This window comes from Cellulomonas sp. JH27-2, assembly GCF_014837175.1.
Lineage (GTDB): Bacteria > Actinomycetota > Actinomycetes > Actinomycetales > Cellulomonadaceae > Cellulomonas.
Window position 1 is genome coordinate 319,572 of the sequence record NZ_JACYFR010000005.1, and the last position, 21,040, is coordinate 340,611.

Here is a 21,040-nt window from a genome sequence, read left to right on the forward strand (position 1 = left end):
AGTCCTCTCGCGGACGTGAGTCGGGTCACGACGGCCGGTCGCCCGGCCGGGACGGGACGTTCCGCGACGTCGCGGGGCTGCCCGGCGTCTAGTATGGGGCATCGGTCCGGACCCTCGTCGTCGCGACGAGCCCCGGGCCGCCGCCCGGTTCCCGACAGATTGGCCCCACGCCACGTGCCCGCTCCGACGCAGTCCGCAGGACTCGTGACGCCGGCGTCCTCGGGACCGCAGGACGAGTCGATCGCGATCCCGACACGGCCTTCACGCCCTCAGCCGGTCGACGGCGAGCTGCCCGACGCGTTGGGCCCCTTCGCGTCGAGCGACGAGATGCGCGCCGTGGCGCAGGCGTCAGGCCTGCGCCAGATGGGCGTGCGGCCGCCGCTGACGGACTACGTCCGGTCGCTGTGGGCGCGGCGTGCATTCATCCGCACGCTCGGCCAGGCGAAGGCCTACGCGCGCAACCAGGGCTCGTACCTGGGCCAGCTGTGGTCGATCCTCAACCCGCTGCTGAACTCGCTCGTCTACGTGTTCATCTTCGGGCTCCTGATCAAGACGACCCGTGGCACGGAGAACGGCATCGCGTTCATCGTGACCGGAGTCTTTCTGTACCGGTTCTTCGACTCGTCCGTGAGCACCGGGGCGAACTCGCTGAAGAGCAACATGAGCCTGGTGCGGTCCGTGCACTTCCCGCGCGCGGTGCTGCCCATCTCGACGACCATCACCGAGCTGACGACGCTGGGGCCCGCCCTGGTGGTCATGGTGCTCATCTCGTGGGCGTCCGGTTTCATCCCCAGCCAGGGCGAGGTGCCCTTCACCTGGCGCCTGCTCCTGCTGCCGGTCGCCGTCGCGCTCATGTGGGTGTTCAACACCGGGTGCGCCTTCATGGTCGCGCGGTGGGTCGCGATCACCCCGGACCTCGGCAACGTCATCCCCTTCGCGCTCCGGTTCGTGTTCTACGCATCCGGCGTGCTCTTCAGCGTCGACCACTACCTGAAGGACCACGAGGCGCTCGCGGGTGTGCTCAGCTACCAGCCGATCGCCGCATTCCTCGACATCGGCCGCCAGGCGGTCCTCAACGACCCCGTCGCCGCTCCGCTCGACCTGACCATGTGGTTCGTCGCGCTCGGCTGGGCGATCCTGTTCCTGGTCGTCGGGTTCTGGATCTTCTGGCGCGGCGAAGAGCGCTACGGTCGGGACTGACATGAGCATCCCTGAAGAGATCGACTTCGAGGTCGACGCCGACGACCTGTCACCGCTCGCCGCCGACGCGCGGCCGCTCGGCGCTCCTTCCCTCGTCGTCGACGACCTGTACATCACCTACCGGGTGTTCGGCGGCAAGCGGGTCGGCGCTGGTGTGGGTGCCCCGCCGAGCCTGCTCAAGCGCCTCCTCGGGCGTGGTCGCACGCACGTCGGCGGCGTCACGTCCGTCGAGGCCGTCAAGGGCATCTCGTTCGTCGCGCGGCACGGCGAGTCGATCGGCATCGTCGGCATCAACGGCTCCGGCAAGAGCACGCTCATGCGCGCCATCGCGGGCCTGATCCCGCCCACCCAGGGAGCGGTGTACGTCTCGGGAGACCCGTCGCTGCTGGGGGTCAACGCCGTGCTCATGGGTTCGCTGACGGGCGAGCGCAACGTCATGATCGGCGGGCTCGCGCTGGGCCTGTCACCCGAGGAGGTCCGCGAGAAGTTCGACGACATCGTCGAGTTCTCCGGCATCGGCGACGCCGTGTACCTGCCGATGAGCGCGTACTCCTCGGGCATGGGTGCCCGCCTGCGCTTCGCGATCAGCGCGGCGGCCGTGCCCGACGTCCTCATGATCGACGAGGCGCTCGCCACCGGTGACGCCGCGTTCCGCAAGAAGAGCAAGGACCGCATCGACGCGATCCGGGACCAGGCGGCCACGGTCTTCCTGGTCAGCCACTCGCTCGCGACCATCGAGTCGATCTGCTCGCGGACGCTGTGGATCCACCAGGGCAAGCTGGTGATGGACGGGCCCGCCGCGGAGGTGTGCGCGGCATACAAGGCATTCGTGAAGGCGCAGGACGGCGCTTCGCGCTGAACGGGCCGCCGTCGCCCGCCCCTGCACCACGGCACCACCGGGAGAGACCGAAGATGAAGAAGACTGTCCGCGGCCTGGCGGCGCGGCTGACGCCTGCTCCGATCAAGTCCCGGCTCCGCAGCGGCGGGCCTGGCGGAGCACGGCTCGCCGAGGCCGCCCCGGAGACCGGGGAGGTCGCTGTGACCGGCCTGCGGCGCGACTGGTCGGTGCTGGGTGTCGATCGCACGGGTTCGGGATGGGACGTCACCGTCGCCGTTGCCGACGACACGTTCCGAAGCATCGCGATGGCCCTCGCGGGTCGGGAGACCCACGACGTCCGCTTCGTCCCCATGATGCTTGCGGACGGGACCGCCACGGCACAGCTCCCGGACTCGGTGCTGGCTCCGTTCGGTGGCGAGGTCGTCGACCTGTGGGTCGAGCCCGTGCTGGGCGACGCGCCGAACGGTTGGCGACGCGTGTCGGCGGCGGAGGGGTCCCTGGGGGTGCAGGCGCCAGGTGCGGCGGGCGGTCGGTGGTACGCGACCCGCAAGGGCAACGTGAGCATCGAGGTGCCCGCCCTGCCCGGGGGCACCGCGGCGCGTCCCCGCCTCGTCGGCCTGGAGATCGGCACGACGGCGGTGCTGACCCTGCGCGACGTGCCCGCGGGGCCGGGTCCGTACCTGGTGCTGGTGGGTGCGGCGACGAAGAAGGAGGTCGTGGTCGAGCTCGGGACCGTCGGCGCCGACGTCGAGGCGGTCGTCGCGATCGAGCACCTCACGGGGTTCGGGTCCGAGGTCGTCGACCTCTACATCGGCAGCGACGACGTGGTCGGGGCCACGCGGGTCCGCCGTCGGCTCGGCGTAGGCATCCGGGTCCCGGACGACGTGGCTCCGGGCTGGTCCCGGCGATGGTTCGCGACGGCCGACGGGCAGGTCAGCCTCCGTCGACGTACGCCGGTCGAGGCGATCTCCGAGGGCGGCATGTTCGACCCGGAGTACTACCGCAGCCAGTGCCCGGACCTTCCCGCCGGCGTCGACCCGATCGAGCACTACGTGACGACCGGTGCCGCCGCGGGCCTGAACCCCTCCGCGATGTTCGACACGGACTACTACCGGCGCAACAACCCGGCGGTGCGCGGGATCGGCCTGGCGCACTACGGCGAGTTCGGCTGGCGCGAGTTCCGCAACCCGTCGTCGGACTTCGACACCTGGTGGTACTGGTCGAAGCACATGGGCCTCGTCGACGACGGTGTGAGCCCGTTGGCGCACTACGAGAAGCACGGCAGACGTGCCGGCCTCAGCACGCGCCCCTCGCGGAGCCCGTCGCGGTCCCTGGGGACGGGGCACGCCCTCGAGGACCCGGGCAACGTGCGGCGCGTCTGCATGTTCGCGGCCTACGACGCGCAGGGGATCGTCGACGACTACGTCGTCGCCTACCTCACCGAGCTCGCGAAGCACGCCGACGTCTACTACTGGGCCGACTCCGACATGGCGCCCGAGGAGCTCGCAAAGCTGAGCGGCGTCACCCAGGGCGCCTGGGCGCAGCGCCACGGCGAGTACGACTTCGGCTCCTACGCGCGCCTCGTCGACGCCGTCGGGTGGGAGACGATCGAGACGTACGACGAGCTGCTGTTCGTCAACGACAGCTGCTACCTGGTGCGTCCGCTCGACGAGGTCTTCGCCGAGATGAGTGGCCGCCGAGCCGACTGGTGGGCCCTGCAGGCCACCAAGGGCATGGCGCAGACCCGCAGCATCGCGGTCAACCAGTTCCGCGAGCCGATCGCGGTGGACGCCGTGCGCACGTCGCTGGTGGACGCGTTCGAGCGTGACTACACCTACGACTTCCACCTCGGCTCGTACTTCGTCGCTTACCGCCAGCCCGTCATCCGTGACATCGAGTTCCGCCGGTACATCGGGGCCGTCACGCGGCAGACGAGCAAGCGGACGATCGTCAAGACGTATGAAGTGGGCCTGACGCGCTGGCTGATCCACCACGGGCACCAGCTCGACACGTTCGTCTCGAAGCTGTACCCGTTCCACCCGATCTACAGCGAGTGGTACTTCCGCCTGCTCGACGAAGGCTTCCCGCTGCTCAAGCGCTACCTGCTGGCCGAGAACCACTACGACGTGCCGCGGCTGGGCACCTGGAAGTCGCGTGTCCTGGAGAAGGCGCCGACGGCGGACGTCGACATGTTCGAGCGGAACCTGCGTCGCGTCACGGACGCCGACAAGCTGCGCCGTACTCTCGCCGTCGGGACCGAGGAGGGGATCGTCGACGCGCCGGTCCCCGACCACCTGCTGACCAAGGACGAGTTCGCGGCGGCCGACGTCCTGAGCCCGAAGCACACGAGCTGGTGGGTGTTCCCGGTCTGCGCGTTCACGCACCGCTTCTCGGGGAACGAACGGGCCATCTTCGAAGCGGTGAAGAACGACCCGTCGATCAAGAAGGTCGTCCTGACCCGAGACCTCGACGTCTCGGTCGACGGCGTCGACGTCGAGGTGCTGCCGCTGCACAGCCCCGAGGGCCAGCACCGACTCATGCGCGCGGGCACCATCTTCATCAAGCACAGCACGAGCCGGAACCTCGTGTACCCCGTCTCGTCCGAGCTGCACAACCTGATCCAGGTGTGGCACGGCATCCCGCTCAAGCGCATCGGGTACGCCTCGTCGGACTTCCTGGGCGTGCTGGACCGTGCGGCCGAGGACCATTCCAGGTATCGCGCCGTCATCAGCTCGTCGAAGGTCGACTCGCTGGCGATGACGGCCGCGTTCTACCCGTTGACGGTGCACCAGGTCTGGAACACGGGTCTGCCGCGCAACGACTTCATCCTGCGTGACGAGCGCGACCTGCCGGACGACTTCCGAGCTGAGCTCGAGCGCCTGCGTGAGCTGGTCGGCGATCGTCGCCTGGTGCTCTTCATGCCGACCTTCCGCAACGCGCAGTCGGACGGCTATTACCGCTTCGAGCCCGACGAGGTCGCGCGGCTCGCGGCGTGGCTCGAGCGGGAGAACTGCGTGCTCGGGATCCGTGAGCACATGGCAGACAGCTCCCACCTGTACAGCCAGCAGCTCGCGGGCCTGCCGGTCGTCGAGCTGTCGGACGACACGTTCCCGAACGTCGAGGTGCTCTACCGGGTGTCGTCCGCGCTCATCACCGACTACTCGAGCGCCTTCATCGACTACATGCTCACCGGCAAGCCGATGGTGAGCTTCGCGTACGACCTGCAGGCGTACCTCATGGAGCGTGGGCTGTTCTACGATCTCGACCTCGCGTTCCCCGGTCCGGTCTGCGAGACGTTCGACGAGCTCGCCGCGGCGCTCGACGGGCTGCTGACGCCCGGCACCGACCCGACCTACGCGCTCAAGCGCCGCCTGTTCTTCGACCACGAGGACGACAAGAGCTCGGCCAGGGTCGTGGAACGCCTGCGGGACCTGGGCGAGGCGCACGGCGTCGGGAAGCCTCCTGGCGAACGGACGACGTAGTGTGCGGGCGGTCGACGGGCGGGCGAGCGGCCGCACCGTGAGGAGCAAGCTGGCTGGTCGTGGTGCCGCGAAGCGTCGCCGCGTGGACTCGACGTCGTACGTGTGAGGAGATGGGTGCCGGTGATGAGGCGACTGCGGAGGTTTGCGGGAGCGGTGAAGCGCGACCTCGTGGGTCGTCGGCGTCACGAGACCCCGAAGGCGGCCGGGAACGCACCGGCGAAGGACACGTCCGCGGCGCCGCCCGTCGCTGGACTGGGCGACCCGGGCTGGCAGCTGCCCGTGGTGCTGATCTCGTTCAACCGGGGCCCGATGCTCCGCAAGGTCGTGGAGGGCTACCGGCGCCAGACGGTTCCCGTCGACGTGTTCGTGCACGACAACGGTAGCGAGGACCCCGAGACCGTACGTGTCCTGGCCGAGCTGGAGCGCGAGGGCGTCGTCGTCTTCCGCCGCGCAGCGATCTCGTCCCCGGAGGACCTCAACCTGGTGGACGAGTCGGTCCAGGCCGTGTTCCGTGACCGGCCGGCGTCGCCCTACGCGGTCTCCGACTGCGACGTCTCGATCGCTGACAGCTCCGAGCGCACGTTGGAGACGTACCTGCAGGTGCTCGCCGATCGCCCGGAGCTCGACTGCGTCGGTCCGATGCTGCGCATCGACGACGTGCCGACCACGTATCCGCTGTACTCCGCGATGATGAACCGCCACATCGGCAGGTTCTGGTCGCGTGAGCCGCAGCTGTCCACCGTGGCTGGTCGGCCGTTCGCCTACCAGGCAGCCCCGATCGACACGACCCTGGCGGTCTACCGAGCGGGCGAGCCGTACCGTCGGCTCCGCAAGGGGGCACGGCTCTACTTCCCCTACGACGCGCGACACCTCGACTGGTACCCCGACGAGCACCAGGACGCGTACCGGCAGAGCGCGGACGGCTCGACGATCAGCAACTGGTCGAACCCGGCGCGTGAGCGTGCGAGCCGGTTCACCACCATGGAGAGCTCGGAGTACCGCACGGTGGTCGAAGGCCCGGACGGCGGCCTGGTGGTCGAGACGAGGTCGGTCGCCTCGGTGTCGGGTGCGCGGAGCGCCGACCTGCTCAGCGTGATGGAAGACATCATGCGTGACCTGGAGCCGTCGTGGCCCGGGCTGACGACGCGCGCGTGGGTGTGGCGGGACACCGTCGGCGTGGTCGACGCCCAGCTCGCGTCCGGTGAGCGACTCGGGCTGGACCTGATCCCGGGTGCGGGTGACCGGTGGGCCGTGTGCCTGGTCGCGCGGACCGACCCGGCGAACGACGTCGTCTCGCGGCTCGGCCTCGACGTGATCGGTCGTCGACGTTACCTGGTGCGAGAGGTCCAGGCGGGCCGACGTGCTGTGCCGGACCCCGTCGAGGCTGCCGAGGCGTTCCGCGCGGTCCTGGAACAGCTGATTACCGTCGACCCCTCGGCGCGCTGACGCGTCCACCGGACCGCTGTGGCACGATGTCTCACCGGGTCGTCCTCGACCCCTCCCGTCCCCATCACGGCTCGGCGATCGTTGCTCGTCGGCTCCCGTCAAGGAAGTTCGTCACGAGATGAGTAGCCGTCCCACCCGCCGGTCCGCCGGTCGCCTCTACGCGGGCCTGCGTCGCCGTACCGGCACCGTGTTGCGTGCGGCGGGTGAGCAGCTCGCGCCGCCGGCGAAGCCGGCCATGAGCGGTGTGCTGCCGACGACGCGGCACAAGCTGACCGGCCTCGCGGCGCGCGACGAGCGCGTCGACCTCCGGGCGTGGGTCGGCTCCTCCGACTACCGGGTGACGCCCGACGGCTTTCACGTCGCACTCGTGGAGCGCGGGAGCGGCCGCCGCACCACGGTGAAGGTCAAGCCCGTCGGGCCGGTCACGGAGGACGGCTGCGTGGCCGTCTCGGCCGGGTTCCGCATCGGCGCGCGCGCTCTGGCGGGAGCAGGTCCGTGGGAGGTCCTGGTGGCGCCGACGTGGGCAGGTCGCGAAGGAGCCTGGTCGCGTCTCGGGACGAGCCTGACGCGGGGCATGCCGCGCGACGGAGCGCCCGTCGGTGGTGGCGCCCTGATCGTCGAGTTCGAGGGTGCGAGCGACGGTCTCCTGATCAGTCGTGCGAGCGGTGTCCCGGACATCGCTGTCGTCGAGGTCCGTGCCGACGACGACGGTCGACCGGAAGCCGTCGTCACGGGGATCTCGCGCCCGAACCTGCGCGCGTACGCTCAGCTGTCCCCGGCGGGCAGCCGTGCCGCTCGCCATCGGCTTCCCTACCGCGACGCCGGCGCGGAGCTGACCGCCGTGCGCCTTCCCGTGCCGCCCCCCGGAAGCACCGAACCGGTCCAGGTCGCACTGTCGGTGGCGGTGGACGGCGTCCTGCGACCCGTCGTGGTGCCCGAGTCGGCACCGGTGGCTTCGTTCGACGGGTTCCGCGTCGAGCAGCTCGTGGGCGCGCTGCTCGTCGTCCGGCAGGAAGGCGTGGACCATGAGTGACATCCGGCTGTGGTGGTGGCGCTGGCAGCACCCGTACGACCTGAACTTCGGCGACGAGGTGTCGGCGCCGCTCCTCGAGCGGCTCACGGGACGCCGCGTCGTGTGGACACCGATGGACAAGGCCGACGTCGTCGCCGCCGGGTCCGTGCTCCAGATCGTGCTGGCACGGCGACGTGCGTCCCTGCCGATCGTGTGGGGGGCAGGTTTCATCGAACCGCAGCAGTACAGCGAGCTCGACGTGGCGCCTCGCGCGGTGCGAGGGACCAGCACCGCGGCAGCCTTCACCGCCGAGGTGCGGGCGTCGCTGCGACTGGGGGACCCCGGACTCCTTGCCGGTGTGCTCGTGGACGGCAAGGTCCGCAAGCGCCACCGGCTCGGCGTGATCCCGCACTACACGGACGTCACGCATCCGTGGGTGGCTCAGATCGCCAAGCAGAGCGGCGTGCGCGTCATCGACGTCGCCTGGACGCCGGAGGAGGTGGCGCGGGAGATCGCTGCCTGCGACGCCGTCGTCTCGTCATCGCTGCACGGGCTGATCTTCGCGGACGCGCTCGGCGTGCCCAACGCGCGGCTGGTGCTGCACGGCCGACTTGCCGGTGGCGACTACAAGTTCGACGACTACTACTCGGTCTTCGCCGCGGAACGCGATCGGCTCGTGCTGTCGCCCGAGGTCTTGGCCGACCTGGACGCAGCACAACTCGGCGAGCTGGTCACCCGACGCTTCGACGCACCCCAGGGACTTGACGACGTGCTCGACGGCCTGCGCTCGGTTCTGCCCTGACCCGGGTCAGGCGAATCGGGGGAGGAGACCGGACTCCAGCGCCTGAGCGAGCGTGGGCGCAGCCTCGTCCTTCTCGGAGAGCAGTGCCTCCAGCGGGCTGCCGTCGCGCGAGCGCGAGGGCCACGCGACGCCGATCTCCGCATCGAGAGGGTGGATCCCGTGCTCGGCGGTGGGGTTGTAGCCGGTCGAGCACAGGTACAGAACCGTCGAGTCGTCCTCGAGCGACATGAACGCGTGGCCGAGGCCTTCGGCGAGGTAGATGGCGCGCCGGTCGACGTCGTCCAGCAGGACCGAGTCCCACTGACCGAACGTGGGCGACCCGACCCGGATGTCGACCACGACGTCGAGAACTGCCCCGCGGGCGCACGTCACGTACTTGGCCTGCCCCGGGGGGACGTCGGCGAAGTGGATGCCGCGCACGACCCCGGCCGCCGAGACCGAGAGGTTGGCCTGCGCCAGGTTCAGCGCGTGGCCGGCGTGCTCCGCGAACGGTGCGTCCTTGAACCACTCGAGGAAGACGCCACGCGGGTCGCCGAACTGGCGGGGCGTGATCTCCCAGGCTCCGGGGACGGACAGCTCGCGATACTCCATGGGTTCCTCGTTCTGTAGACCGGACGTCCCGGACAGCGTAGTGCGCTCGTTAGGCTGGGCGGTCGTCGCGCCGTGGTGGTGGGACGGGACGGAGGACGACGTGCGCTGGGTGGTCACGGGAGCGAACGGGATGCTGGGGCAGGACCTGGTCCGGCGACTGGCGTCCGAGCACTGCGAGGTGGTGGCGCTGGGGCGCGCCGATCTCGACGTGACCGACGAGGAGGCCGCGCGTGCCGCGGTGGCGGGGGCCGACGTCGTCGTGAACTGCGCCGCGTACACGGCGGTCGACGCGGCGGAGTCGGACGAGGCGGCGGCGTTCGCCGTGAACGGGACGGGCGCGGCGGTTCTCGCGCGTGCGGCGACGGGTGCGCGCCTGGTGCAGGTCAGCACGGACTACGTCTTCGACGGTGCCGCGACGAGCCCCTACGCCGAGCCCGCAACCATCGCGCCCCGGTCCGCGTACGGACGGACCAAGGCCGCGGGCGAGTGGGCCGCGCGCGCCGAGCACCCGGACGCGCTCGTCGTGCGGACGGCGTGGCTCTACGGCGCCGGCGGCGCGTGCTTCCCCAAGACCATCGCGCGCGTGGCCGCCGAGCGTGGTGGCCTCGACGTCGTCGACGACCAGGTCGGTCAGCCGACGTGGACGGCGGACCTCGCCGACCTGATCGTCCGGCTGGTCGACGCGGGCGCGCCCGCCGGGACCTATCACGGGACGTCCTCCGGCAAGGTGTCGTGGCACGGCTTCGCGCAGGCCGTCGTCGCCTCGGCCGGGCTCGATCCCGCGATCATCGCACCGACGACGAGCGAGGCCTTCGTCCGCCCCGCGCCGCGCCCCGCGTACTCCGTCCTCGGTCACGACGCCCTGCGCGCGGTCGGTGTCGAGGCCATCGGCCCGTGGGACGAACGCTGGGCGGCGGCCGCCGGCGAGGTCCTCGCCGGCTGAACGGGCTCTCTATCGGCGCAGGACCGCACGCAGCTCGGCGTCGTACGCGGCGAGGTCGAACGTGAAGTCGGACCTGAACGCGGTGGCGCTGTAGCGCTCGGTGTCGTTCTGCACGAGGGAACGGCCCCAGAAGTAGTGGATCTCGTTGCCGTTGGCGGCGGCGATGAGCTCCTCGTTCGCGGCGCGGTAGCTGTTCCCGGCGATGATCACGACGCGGGCGTGGGGCGCGAACATCATCGAGAACATCCCGCTGCCGCCGAACCCGGCGATGACGTCCGCCTGGGCGAAGAGCGCCCGCTGGTCGGGGTAGGCGTAGTCCTCGGGATAGACGATCGCGAAGCCCGCCGCCTCGAAGTAGGCCTCGACCTCCTCGGTGTTCGTGCACTCGCGCTTGCCGGTGCGTCGCCGCGAGACGAAGATCCGGGCGCTCGCCACCGGGGGCGGGCGGTCGGGCAGGTTCTCGCCGAGCGTGCGCCAGACGTCCGCCATGAGCGGGTGCACGTAGTAGGGGTTCTCGAACGCGGGGGTCGCGGCCAGGAGCTCCTGCACGACGACGGCCTCGTCCGGCTGGATGTACTCCGCCGCGTCGGGGTCGACGCCGAGCGCCGTGAAGATGGCCCGCTGGAACGGCGTCATGCCTGTGCGTCCCGTGAGCACGCTGAGCAGCGGGCGCACGCCGGGTCGCTGCCGGACGGCTTCCACCCACCCCCAGTAGCGGCCCAGCACGTCGGTGGTGATGTGGCCGAAGTGGTCCGGGAGCTCGGTGTCGAAGTAGTAGAACGAACCGTCCAGCTCGCGACGCGTCGTCGGGCGCCGCTCCGCCCGGTACTCGGCCATGTAGGCCGTGTCGTAGACGAGGCAACGGTGGTGCAGCGTGCCCTGGTTCGGATGGCGCCACGTGTCCGGCAGGACGTAGTCGCCGTAGGTCGCGACCTGGCGCGACGAGACGGTCGGTCGGTCGTACGCGCGCAGCCGCATGGCGGGGAGCTCGAACGTGCGGCGGCCCGAGGCGATCGGCCCCTCGCCGTGGGCGTGCACCTCGCCGAGGGCGGTGAAGGTCGACGACGGGGTCTCCTCCAGGACCCGGCCCCACGTCGTGCCGTGCCGCGCGGTGAGGACCTCGTCGACCTCCCACTCCCGCAGCTTCAACAGCTGCTCGCCCTGCTTGCGCAGCCACACGTGCCCGTCGCCGAGGTCCATGGCGGCGACGGCGTCGACGAGCGGCCCGTCGACGGTCTTGCCGAGCGGACGTGCCTCCGCGGTCATCGTCCGCACCACCGCGACGCGCTGCAGGATCCGAGCGATCGTGCGCCGCGCACCCGGGTCGGGGTCGGCGGGCTCGACGCGCGACAGCTTCGCGATCAGGTACGTGCCCCCGTCGCGCAGGAAGAAGAACAGATGGCGAAGCGAGCTCTGCGTGTCGTTCGTGACGCGGGACGCGTCGATGAACAGCTCTGGTCGGTCGATCACCGACAGCACGGCGAGGCGGTCCGCGAGGCGTCGGGCGACGTGGACGGTCACGTTCGCGGGGAGTGCGGCCGACGAGTCGTCGTCGACCGGTTTCCGCACGAAGGCGTGGACCCGGGTGTCGGGCAGGCGGGTGCCCCAGGTCGCCGCCGTCGCCGCCTCCTGCCCGCCCAGCAGCAGGACGACGACGTCCGGCGTACCGGTGCGGGCCAGGTGCTGCTCGAGCTGTGGCCAGAGCGGACGGAGACCCGACGCGGGTCCCGCCTTGAGCCGCGCGGCGACCTGCTGCAGCGTCCGTGCGGGCGCGGAGGGTCGTTCGTCGTGCCGCTTCGCGTTCCGCAGGCGCCGCTTCCCGCTCAGCAGCCCCCTGCGCAGAGCACCCGTCATCGGCCCTCGTCGAGCAGCCCGAGCAGGTACGTCCCGTACCCGGACTTGACGAGCGCCTCGGCGCGCGCGCGCAGCTCGTCGTCGGACAGGAAGCCACGCCGCCAGGCGACCTCCTCCGGCGAGCCGATCTTGAGCCCCTGGCGGTGCTCGACCGTGCGGACGTAGTCGGAGGCCTCGATGAGGGAGTCGAACGTGCCCGTGTCGAGCCAGGCCGTCCCGCGGGGGAGCACACCGACCTGCAGGCGGCCCTGCTCGAGGTAGGTACGGTTGACGTCGGTGATCTCGTACTCGCCGCGCGCCGACGGCTCCAGGTCCCGGGCGATCGCGATCACGTCGTTGTCGTAGAAGTACAGCCCGGGGACCGCGTAGCTGCTCTTCGGCTTCGCGGGCTTCTCCTCGATCGACAGGGCCTTGCCGGACTCGTCGAACTCGACGACGCCGTAGGCGGTCGCGTCGGCCACTCGGTAGGCGAACACGGCGCCGCCGTCGATCGTCGAGAACCGCTGCAGCTGGGAGCCGAGGCCGGGGCCATAGAAGATGTTGTCGCCGAGCACGAGGGCGGCGGGCTCGTTGCCGACGAACGACGCGCCGAGCACGAACGCCTGCGCCAGCCCGTTGGGCTCGGCCTGCACCGTGTACTGGATCGAGATGCCGAACTGCGAGCCGTCGCCCAGCAGCCGCCGGAACTGCTCGGCGTCGTGCGGCGTCGTGATGATCAGCACGTCGCGGATGCCCGCGAGGATCAGCGTGGAGAGCGGGTAGTAGATCATCGGCTTGTCGTAGACCGGGACCAGCTGCTTGCTGACGCCGAGCGTGATCGGGTGCAGTCGCGTGCCGGATCCGCCGGCCAGGATGATGCCTCGCATGTCCCCATCATGGCGGATCGCCCGCAGTGGCCCGTATGGGTGAAGACGGCACCGCCGACTTGGCGGGGAGATCCGCGGGACCGCACACTCTCGCGTGGCGTCCCGTCGGGCCGTCGAGAGCACCAGCAGGGGGAGTCCCGCATGCAGTTCCGAACGTCCTTGTCACGCACCACGCTCGTCGCCGCGATCGGCGGTGCCCTGGCGCTCGGCCTGGCGGTCCCCGCCGCGGCAGCGCCGTCCACGTCGGGTGTCGTGGTCCAGCAGGCGCAGGCGCACGCCGTCCGCACGAAGGTGATCGCCCAGCCGAAGGCCAAGATCGTCGTGTCGGGCACGAAGGCCACCTTCGCCGTCAAGGCCAAGGGCAGCAAGCTCCACTACCAGTGGTACGTCCGCAAGCCCGGCAGCAAGCACTACGCCAAGGTCCCGAGCGCCACGAAGCGGACCTACACGCTCACCACCAGGCGCTATCTCGACGGTGCGCGCTACCGCGTCGTCGTCGCCGGCGCCCACGGCAAGGTGACCTCGAAGTCTGCGCCGCTGACCGTCGTCGTGAAGCCCAAGGTGACGTCGAGCACGGCGTCGGTCGAGGCCCGCGCCGGTGACGTCGTCGTCATCAAGGTCAAGGCCGTCGGTCACCAGCTGACGTACCGCTGGCAGTCGAGCCTCGACGGTGTCCGGTGGACGTCGCTCGCGGGCTCGTCGTCGGTGCTCCACCTGCGGGTGCACTCCTCGATGAACATGAGCTACGTGCGCGCCGTCGTCTCCAACAAGGCCGGCAGCACCGTGGCGCCCCCCACGGATCTGACGGTCGACTCGACTCTCGCCGAGCCGTTCGGCCGCCAGACGATCGCCTTCGTCGGCGACTGGGCCGTGGGCTTCGATCACACCGACCTGTCTGCCACGCCTGAGGTGCTGGCCGCCTCGGCGACGAACGTCGCTCCGGCGGCCGGCTACACCTACGTGACGGGCGCGCTCGTGGAGTGCGACGTGCTCGAGGACTCCGCGGCACCGACGGTGCGGTTCCGCGGCACAGACGGCAACTTCTACGACGCCGGGACCGCGGTCTTGCCAGCACCCCAGGTCGACGGCATGGAAGACGCCGCGGACTTCGGTTGCACGGTGAGCACGGTGGGCGCCCTCGCGCCGACGAGCGTCGTCTCGGGCGCCACCTGGGTGGTCACCGGCGTCGCGGGGATGGGCCCGGCCACGCAGTACTACGCGGCGAAGTAGCTCAGACGAGGACGGCGCGCTCGGTCTCCAGGAGGCGGTCGAGCGCGCCGTCGGTGCTTCCCAGCTCGGCGAGCCGGCCGGGGGCGATCGCGACGACGGACCCGTCCGCGGCCAGGGTCGCGACGACGCGGCGCAGCCAGCCGGCGACGTCGTCGCCGGCGCCGAACGCGACACGCCGCGCGTCTCCGTCCGCCCACCATCCGGGCAGGTCCGCGTACGTGGTGGTGTCGAGCGCCGCGGCGCCGGGGTCGGTGGGCGGGACGTAGCCGACGACGTCGGCGTACGTCATGACGGCCGAGGCGGCGTCGATCGCGCCCCGGGGGAGCGGGCCCTCGAACCGTCGGGCCAGCGCGGCGAGGGTCACGGCGACGACGGCGTCGGCCGCGTGCTCGCCGGGCCGTGTGGTCACGACGACGTCCGCGGGGCCCGTCAGCGTCAGCGTCGCCCCCGTGCGCCACGTCGCCAGCGCCCACACGAGCGAGCGCCAGTGCGGCGGCAGGTCCAGCAGCACGCGGACGCCGGGGGCGGCGTCGAACTCCTCGACCAGCAGGTTGGTCGTCTTGCTCACCCAGTTGTCCAGGACGGCACCGGAGAGCTCGACGCGCTCGAAGTCGTCCCCGTACCAGGTGATCCGGGGTCGGCCGCCGGAGCGGTTCAGCTGGGTGAGCAGGGCGACGGCGGAGGTGGCGGGCACGAGCACAACCCTAGGCGCGACACGCCGAAGGCCGCACGAAGGACAAGTTCACCCGGCAAACCCGGACAACTACCACGCCTCCGCTTGACGACTCGGAACGACACGCGTGTAATTCAACGCAACAGGTTTGTCGGGCAAGGCGTCACCATCGCGGGCAGGTCGAACGGCCCACCGCACGCACCAGGCTTCACCCGGGCAACAACGAGCGACCAGCCCCACGGAGGCACGGCATGTGGAATCTGCTCGACGGCGACGGGAGCTTTCCCTCCGACGCGCACCAGGCTGCACCGTCGCAGCCGGACAACGTCCTTTCTCTGTTCGGCACGCCCGAGGACGACGGGCTCATGGGTTGGCAGGAGCGTGCCCTGTGCGCCCAGACCGACCCGGAGGCCTTCTTCCCCGAGAAGGGCGGCTCGACCCGCGAGGCCAAGAAGGTCTGCACGGGTTGCGACGTCAAGGCCGAGTGCCTCGAGTACGCGCTCGCCAACGACGAGCGCTTCGGGATCTGGGGCGGGCTGTCCGAGCGTGAGCGCCGCAAGCTCAAGCGCCGCGTCGTCTGATCGCCAGGCCGGATTCACAGGTTCGGACACGGGGAGTGTCGCTCCCCGGATGCGTCGGACCCGCGGGCAATCATGGGCCGCAGCATGACTGAGACGCTTCCTCCCGTGGCCCCGCCCACGACGACCTCATCGACGCCGGCGACGGCGCCGGTCACAGCCGTCGTCGTCACCCGGGGCCGCACGGCCTACCTGCCCACGACGCTCGAGGCGCTCGCCGCCCAGACGCGCAAGCCCATGCGCGTCGTGCTGGTGGACGTGGGCGACGAGCACGACGGCGAGCTCGCCGGCACGTTCGACCGGGCGTTCTCCGTGGACGGTGCGCCGGCCCTCGTCATGATCGCCGCGCCCGGCGCCCGCACGTTCGGTGACGCGGTCCGACGAGCCCTCGCCGACGGCGTCGAGGGAGACGGGCTGGCCGCCTCGTGGCTCTGGCTCCTGCACGACGACTCCGCACCGGAGCCCACGGCGCTCGCCGAGCTCGTGCGCGCCGTGTCCCGCGCCCGGTCGGTCGGCGTCGCCGGGGTCAAGCAGCTGCACTGGAGCCAGCGGGGACGCCTGCTCGAGGCGGGCCTGCGCACGTCCCGCTCGGGCCGGCGCATGACGGACGTCGAGCCGGGCGAGCTCGACCAGGGCCAGCACGACGCGCGCGACGACGTGCTGGGCGTCGGCATCGCCGGTGCGCTCGTCCGGCGCGACGTGTGGGCGCAGCTCGACGGCCCCGATCCCGCGCTCGGTCCGTTCGGTGACGGCCTCGACCTGTCGCGGCGTGCGCGCCTGGCCGGCCACCGCGTGATCGTGGTGCCCGAGGCGGTCGTCCGCCACGCCCAGGCCACCTTCTTCGGTCTGCGCGACGACCCGCGCGCCCGCCCGAACGCGCGCCGTTCCCACGCGGCCCGCCGCCAGGCCGTGGTGCACCAGCGACTCACGACGGCGCCGCTCCTGCTCGTACCTGTCGTCGCCGCCCTGGCCGTCGTGCTCGGCGTGGTCCGCTCGCTCGTGCAGGTCGCCGCCAAGCAGCCGGGCCTCGCGGTCGACGACCTGAGGGCGCCGCTGGCCGCGTTCGCGCGGCCGGTCGCGATCGTGCGCGCCCGACGGACGGCCCGCGCTACCCGCACCGTGCGCCGGGCCACGCTGCGCCCGCTGCAGGCGACGTGGCGTGACGTGTGGCGGCAGGCGCAGGACCGCCGGCTGGCGCGCATCGAGGCGCGCAAGGTCTCCTCCGCGCCGTCCGAGCTGGAGCTGCGCGAGCTCGCCGGCATCACGACACGACGCCGGGTCACCCTCGGCGCGACCATGGCGCTGCTCGCGCTCGTCGTGGCTGTCGCGCTCGGGCCCCTCGTGAGCGCCGTGCTCGGGGGCGCCCGCCTGGCCGGACAGTCTCTCGTCCCCGCCGCGTCCGACCTGGGCGGGCTGTGGGCCGCCGCGACGAGCGGCTGGGTCGCGGGCGGGCTGGGCGCGCCCGGACCCGCGGACGCGCTGTTGACGGCGCTGCTCGGCCCGACCCTGCTGGCCGGCGGCCAGCTCGACGTGGCCGTGGCCGTGATCCTGCTGGCGTCCCTGCTGCTGGCGGGCTGGGGCGCCTGGGTCGCGGCGGGTGCCGCCACTCGCTCGGTCGGCGTGCGCGCCTGGGCCGCCGTGGTGTGGGCGGGTGCACCCGCGTTGCTGCTGGGTCTGGGCCAGGGGCGTCTGGGCGCCGTGGTCGCCCACGTCGCGCTGCCGTGGGTCGCGGTCGGCGTGGCCCGGGCGATCGGTGTCCAGCGCGTCGACCAGGTCCTGTCCGGCCTGGCGACGGCTCGCCGCGACGACGAGGACGCCGCGCCGGTCGACGTCCCGACCCAGCGCCCGCGCACGGACGCCGTCCTGGTGGGGGCGCCCGAGCCGAGCGGCTCCGTGACGGCCGCGGCCGGCGCCGCCCTCGCGTTCGCGCTCGCCGTGGCAGGTGCGCCTGTGCTGCTGGTGCCCGGCGTCGTGGCGCTCCTGGTGGTCGCCGCCTGCGCCAGGCGCCACCGGCGCAGGCTCCTCCTGGTCGTGGTCCCCGCGCTCGTCCTTCTCGGCCCGACGATCGTCGAGGCGTCCCGTCGCGGTGCGGGCGGGTGGCGCCTGCTCGTCGCGGGCCCGGGGCTGCCGGCCGTCGCGGCGCCGACCACCCCGCTCGAGCGGCTCCTGGGAGTACCCGACGACGCGAGCGCCCTGGTGCCCGGCTGGGCGAGCGGGGTCTTGGACGTGTGGCCGCTGGCCCTCGGCGGTCTCGTCGTCCTGCTCGCCGTGCTCGCCCTGCTGCGCGGGGCGCCCGCGTCGCGCGCCGTCCGGGCGGGTTGGCTCGTCGCGGCGGTCGCGCTCGCGGCGGCCACGGTCGTCGTCCGCATCCCCGTCGGCTTCGAGGACGGGACGGCGGTCCACGGCTGGTCGGGTCCGCTGCTCTCCCTGGCCGGGCTGGGTCTCATGGGTGCGGCCGTCGTCGGTGCCGACCGCCTGCGCGAGCGGCTCGCGCACCACACGTTCGGCTGGCGCCAGCCTCTCGTCGCGCTGCTCACCGCCGTCTCCGTCGTGGTCCCGCTCGTCTGGTTGGGCGGCTGGACCTGGCAGGCGCGTGCGGGCGACGCGGTCGGGCTGCACGCCGTCGACCGCGCGGTCGTCCCCGCGGTGGGGCGTCAGGCGCAGACCTCTCCCGACGCTGCGCGTGTGCTCGCGCTGTCCGCGGCACCCGCCGGCGACTCCTCGGCGGCGCCCGATGCGTCGTGGCAGCTCATGCGCGGCGACGGCCCGCTCCTGGTCGACCAGGCCGCCGCCGTCGGTACGCGCGGCCTGACCGGCGACCTGTGGGAGCCGTCGGACACGGGCGCGGACCCGGCGGCCGTTGAGGTCGACGGCGTCGTCGCGCGGCTCGTGCGCGGCTCCACGGCCGACGTCTCGGCCGACCTCGGCGCGCTGGCCGTCGCCGACGTCCTCGTCCCTCCGCTCGGCAGCGATGCGGGCTCCGGCGCCCGGGTGGCACGCGACAGGCTCGTCGCGACCCTCGACTCGACGCCCGGGCTCGAGCGCGTGACGCAGGGGGCGTCGGGCACGCTCTGGCGCACGCAGACGGTCGACGAGACCGCGCCTGCGGCGGTGACGGCGTGGGCTCGCCTGGAGACCGCCGACGCGACCGGCGCGACGCCGGTGGCCTCGAGCCGGCTCGGGATCGACACGACGATCGCCGAGGGTGACGACGAGCGCCTGCTGGTCCTCGCCGAGAGGGCCGACCCGCACTGGCACGCCACGCTCGACGGGCGCGGGCTGCGCTCGGTCGACGACGGCTGGCGCCAGGCCTTCCAGGTCGACGCGAGCGGCGGGAACCTGGTCGTCACGTACGACGCGCCGCAGAAGACTCCGTGGATCGTGCTGCAGGGGCTCGTCCTGCTGGTGACGATCCTGCTGGCCGCACCCGTGCGGCGCCGAAGGACGGGACGGGCATGAGCAGCACGTGGACGGGCCGCGCCACCCGGGCGGCCTCGGGGATCGCCGTCCTGGCCGCGGTCGGACTGGTCGTGGCCGGCGGTGTCCGGTTGCCCGACGTCGGTGCGGGCCCGGTCGACGAGGCCGCGCGCGTCGACGTCGCACCGTCGCAGGTGACCCTGACCTGCCCGGCACCGCTGATCCTGCCGACGAGCGAGGGGGACAAGGCCTTCAACCCGGTGCCCGTGCAGCCGGTGACGTCGGTCGCGGCCGTCGTCGCGTCGTCGGGCGGCACCACCGTGGCTCCCGCGGGCAGCGACCCCCTCGCGACGCTCGCCGCGGGCAGCGCGGCGGCGCAGGTGCCCGGCGTGACCGCCCCGCTCACCGTGACCGCAGCCCCCACCACCGACGAGACCGCGGCCCGGTCCGCCGCCTCGTTCGGGGCGATCGTCACCGCCGGCGACCTGCGTGGGCTGTCCGCCGCGTCGTGCCAGCGGCCGACGACGGACGCGTGGCTGGTCGGCGGGGCCACCGACCTGTCCAGCACCGACCAGCTCGTGATCTCCGCGGCGGGCGTGACCCCGGCCGAGGTGGACGTCACCGTGTACGGCCCGTCGGGCAAGGTCGACGTGACCGCCGAGCACTACGTGGTCGCGCCGGGCGCCCAGAAGGTCGTGGTCCTCGGTGCCGTCGCCGCCGAGCAGCGCCGGGTCGCGGTGCGCGTGCGCGCGACCGGCGGTGCCGTGACGGCCTACGTGCAGGACTCGGCGCTGGACGGGTTCACCCCGCGGGGCACCGACCTCGTCGTGCCCGGTGCCGGGCCCGCCAAGAGGCAGGTGATCCCGGGTCTCTCGCTCGTCGCCGCCGACGTCGACAGCCCGCTCGCCGGGGCCGTGCGGCTCCTGGTCACCGGCTCGAAGGCCACGACCGCGCACGTGCGGATCTACGGGCCGTCCGGCGAGGAGGACCTGGGCGGCGCGCAGGACGTCGCGCTCGCACCCGGTGAGGTGACCGACGTGCCGCTGGGCGGCCTGCCCACCGGCTCGTACACCGCGGTCGTCACCGCCGACCGGGCCATCGTCGCCTCCGGCCTGGCGGCACGCGCCGGCGCGGCGACGTCCGTCGACCCTGACCCGAGCACGGAACGCGCGTGGGTCGCGTCGTCGCCCGCAGGGACCAGCGGCTTGGTGGCCGTGCCGGTCGGCACGCGCGGGACGCTCGTCGCGACGACCGTGGGCTCGTCGGGCACCGCCACGGGCACGCTGCGCGCGATCGGGACCGACGGTCGCCTCCTGTCCGAGCGGCAGGTCAGCGTGCCGGCGGGCACCACCGGTGCGTGGCTCACGGACACCCTGGTCGGCACCGGGCCGGTCGAGGCGGGCACGCCCGGGGCGGCGACGCCCGGCGTGCGCGTCGCGGGGGTGGAGCTGGTCCCCGACGACGGGCAGGCCCGGCTCGCCTGGGCGCTGGTGGCCGACGTGCCGCGACCGGACGGCGACCTGTTCTCCGTGCTGAGCCCTGTTCAGGCCGTCGCGGACGAGGCCGCGGTGACCGTCCGGCCCGACCCCCGTCTCGGGACCCGCTGACGACTGGTCGAACCTGAGTGCTCGTCGGTGCTCTTCAGCGTTCGCCGTACCCCGGGTCGATCTCCTCGGGCGAGCGCCCCAAGGTGTGCGCCACCTGCTCGACGATGACCTCCCGCACCAGGTCCGCGAGGTCCAGCGGGTCCTCGCACCGGGACTCGATGGGCCGGCGGTAGATGACGATGCGCGTGGGCTGGCCCGCGTCGGACGGGAAGCACCGACCCAGCGGCACCCCGCCGTGCTCCCACGGGGCCGGGTTGGAGGGTGGCACGTCCTCGACGGCGAACTCCGTGCCCTTGAGCTGGCGACCCCAGCGCTGCTCGATCCGCTCGACTGCGTCGAGCACCAGGTCGTCGAACCGCTGCGCGCGGGTGCGGTAGGCCGGCATCGACGGCGGCATGAGAGGGCCGCGCGGGCCGCGGCCGCGGCGGTCGCGACGCCGCACCGGTCGGGGCGCGTCGGAGGCTCCTGTCGATCGGCGATCAGGTACGGGGAGCGTCACCG

Annotated in this window: 16 protein-coding genes; 11 read left to right on the plus strand and 5 right to left on the minus strand. The window is 72.5% G+C overall.

Annotation, left to right across the window (positions count from 1 at the left end):
• Positions 1-174: 174 nt before the first annotated feature.
• The 6 genes from IC607_RS15885 to IC607_RS15910 all read left to right on the plus strand — a co-directional run bounded on the left by IC607_RS15885 (position 175) and on the right by IC607_RS15910 (position 8,780).
• Positions 175-1,200, plus strand: a complete 1,026-nt coding sequence (locus IC607_RS15885) for an ABC transporter permease (protein WP_370526312.1) — start codon at positions 175-177, stop codon at positions 1,198-1,200.
• A gap of 1 nt (position 1,201) precedes the next feature.
• Positions 1,202-2,059, plus strand: coding sequence for an ABC transporter ATP-binding protein (locus IC607_RS15890; protein ID WP_191788374.1), 858 nt, complete (start codon positions 1,202-1,204; stop codon positions 2,057-2,059).
• A gap of 53 nt (positions 2,060-2,112) precedes the next feature.
• On the plus strand, positions 2,113-5,520 hold the full coding sequence (locus tag IC607_RS15895) for a CDP-glycerol glycerophosphotransferase family protein (RefSeq protein WP_191788375.1): 3,408 nt from the start codon (positions 2,113-2,115) through the stop codon (positions 5,518-5,520).
• A 153-nt stretch (positions 5,521-5,673) separates the two neighbouring features.
• Positions 5,674-6,966, plus strand: coding sequence for a glycosyltransferase family 2 protein (locus IC607_RS15900; RefSeq protein WP_191788376.1), 1,293 nt, complete (start codon positions 5,674-5,676; stop codon positions 6,964-6,966).
• A 118-nt stretch (positions 6,967-7,084) separates the two neighbouring features.
• Entirely contained in the window at positions 7,085-7,999 is a 915-nt protein-coding gene (locus tag IC607_RS15905; protein WP_191788377.1) for a hypothetical protein, read from the plus strand.
• Positions 7,992-8,780: a polysaccharide pyruvyl transferase family protein gene (locus tag IC607_RS15910; RefSeq protein ID WP_191788378.1), complete on the plus strand. Its 789-nt coding sequence runs from the start codon at positions 7,992-7,994 to the stop codon at positions 8,778-8,780. The genes IC607_RS15905 and IC607_RS15910 overlap by 8 nt, the downstream gene beginning before the upstream one ends.
• 6 nt (positions 8,781-8,786) lie before the next feature.
• Here the strand turns inward: IC607_RS15910 and IC607_RS15915 are convergent, their stop codons facing one another.
• Positions 8,787-9,371 carry a dTDP-4-dehydrorhamnose 3,5-epimerase family protein gene (locus IC607_RS15915; protein ID WP_191788379.1) on the minus strand — a complete coding sequence of 195 codons (585 nt, stop codon included), beginning with the start codon at positions 9,369-9,371 and terminating at the stop codon, positions 8,787-8,789.
• A gap of 100 nt (positions 9,372-9,471) precedes the next feature.
• Here IC607_RS15915 and rfbD point away from each other — a divergent pair, with 100 nt between their 5' ends.
• Positions 9,472-10,314 carry a dTDP-4-dehydrorhamnose reductase gene (gene rfbD / locus IC607_RS15920; protein WP_191788424.1) on the plus strand — a complete coding sequence of 281 codons (843 nt, stop codon included), beginning with the start codon at positions 9,472-9,474 and terminating at the stop codon, positions 10,312-10,314.
• Between the two features lie 9 nt (positions 10,315-10,323).
• Here rfbD and IC607_RS15925 read toward each other — a convergent pair whose 3' ends face one another.
• Positions 10,324-12,168: a DUF563 domain-containing protein gene (locus IC607_RS15925; RefSeq protein WP_191788380.1), complete on the minus strand. Its 1,845-nt coding sequence runs from the start codon at positions 12,166-12,168 to the stop codon at positions 10,324-10,326.
• Positions 12,165-13,034: a glucose-1-phosphate thymidylyltransferase RfbA gene (rfbA, locus tag IC607_RS15930; protein WP_191788381.1), complete on the minus strand. Its 870-nt coding sequence runs from the start codon at positions 13,032-13,034 to the stop codon at positions 12,165-12,167. The genes IC607_RS15925 and rfbA overlap by 4 nt, the downstream gene beginning before the upstream one ends.
• A gap of 141 nt (positions 13,035-13,175) precedes the next feature.
• Here rfbA and IC607_RS15935 point away from each other — a divergent pair, with 141 nt between their 5' ends.
• Positions 13,176-14,264 carry a hypothetical protein gene (locus IC607_RS15935; RefSeq protein ID WP_191788382.1) on the plus strand — a complete coding sequence of 363 codons (1,089 nt, stop codon included), beginning with the start codon at positions 13,176-13,178 and terminating at the stop codon, positions 14,262-14,264.
• A 1-nt stretch (position 14,265) separates the two neighbouring features.
• Here the strand turns inward: IC607_RS15935 and IC607_RS15940 are convergent, their stop codons facing one another.
• A complete protein-coding gene (locus IC607_RS15940) occupies positions 14,266-14,958 on the minus strand; it encodes a TIGR03089 family protein (RefSeq protein WP_370526313.1) in 693 nt (230 codons plus the stop codon).
• A 230-nt stretch (positions 14,959-15,188) separates the two neighbouring features.
• Here IC607_RS15940 and IC607_RS15945 point away from each other — a divergent pair, with 230 nt between their 5' ends.
• The 3 genes from IC607_RS15945 to IC607_RS15955 all read left to right on the plus strand — a co-directional run bounded on the left by IC607_RS15945 (position 15,189) and on the right by IC607_RS15955 (position 20,539).
• Complete coding sequence (locus IC607_RS15945; protein ID WP_304516321.1) at positions 15,189-15,518, plus strand: WhiB family transcriptional regulator; 330 nt, start codon at positions 15,189-15,191, stop codon at positions 15,516-15,518.
• A gap of 105 nt (positions 15,519-15,623) precedes the next feature.
• Positions 15,624-18,974 (plus strand): glycosyltransferase, encoded by a 3,351-nt coding sequence (locus tag IC607_RS15950; protein ID WP_370526314.1) that lies wholly within the window; start codon positions 15,624-15,626, stop codon positions 18,972-18,974.
• Complete coding sequence (locus IC607_RS15955; RefSeq protein ID WP_191788385.1) at positions 18,971-20,539, plus strand: DUF5719 family protein; 1,569 nt, start codon at positions 18,971-18,973, stop codon at positions 20,537-20,539. Before IC607_RS15950 ends, IC607_RS15955 begins: the two co-directional genes overlap by 4 nt.
• A 34-nt stretch (positions 20,540-20,573) precedes the next feature.
• Here IC607_RS15955 and IC607_RS15960 read toward each other — a convergent pair whose 3' ends face one another.
• Positions 20,574-20,924 (minus strand): metallopeptidase family protein, encoded by a 351-nt coding sequence (locus tag IC607_RS15960; RefSeq protein ID WP_370526315.1) that lies wholly within the window; start codon positions 20,922-20,924, stop codon positions 20,574-20,576.
• Between the last annotated feature and the right edge of the window lie 116 nt (positions 20,925-21,040).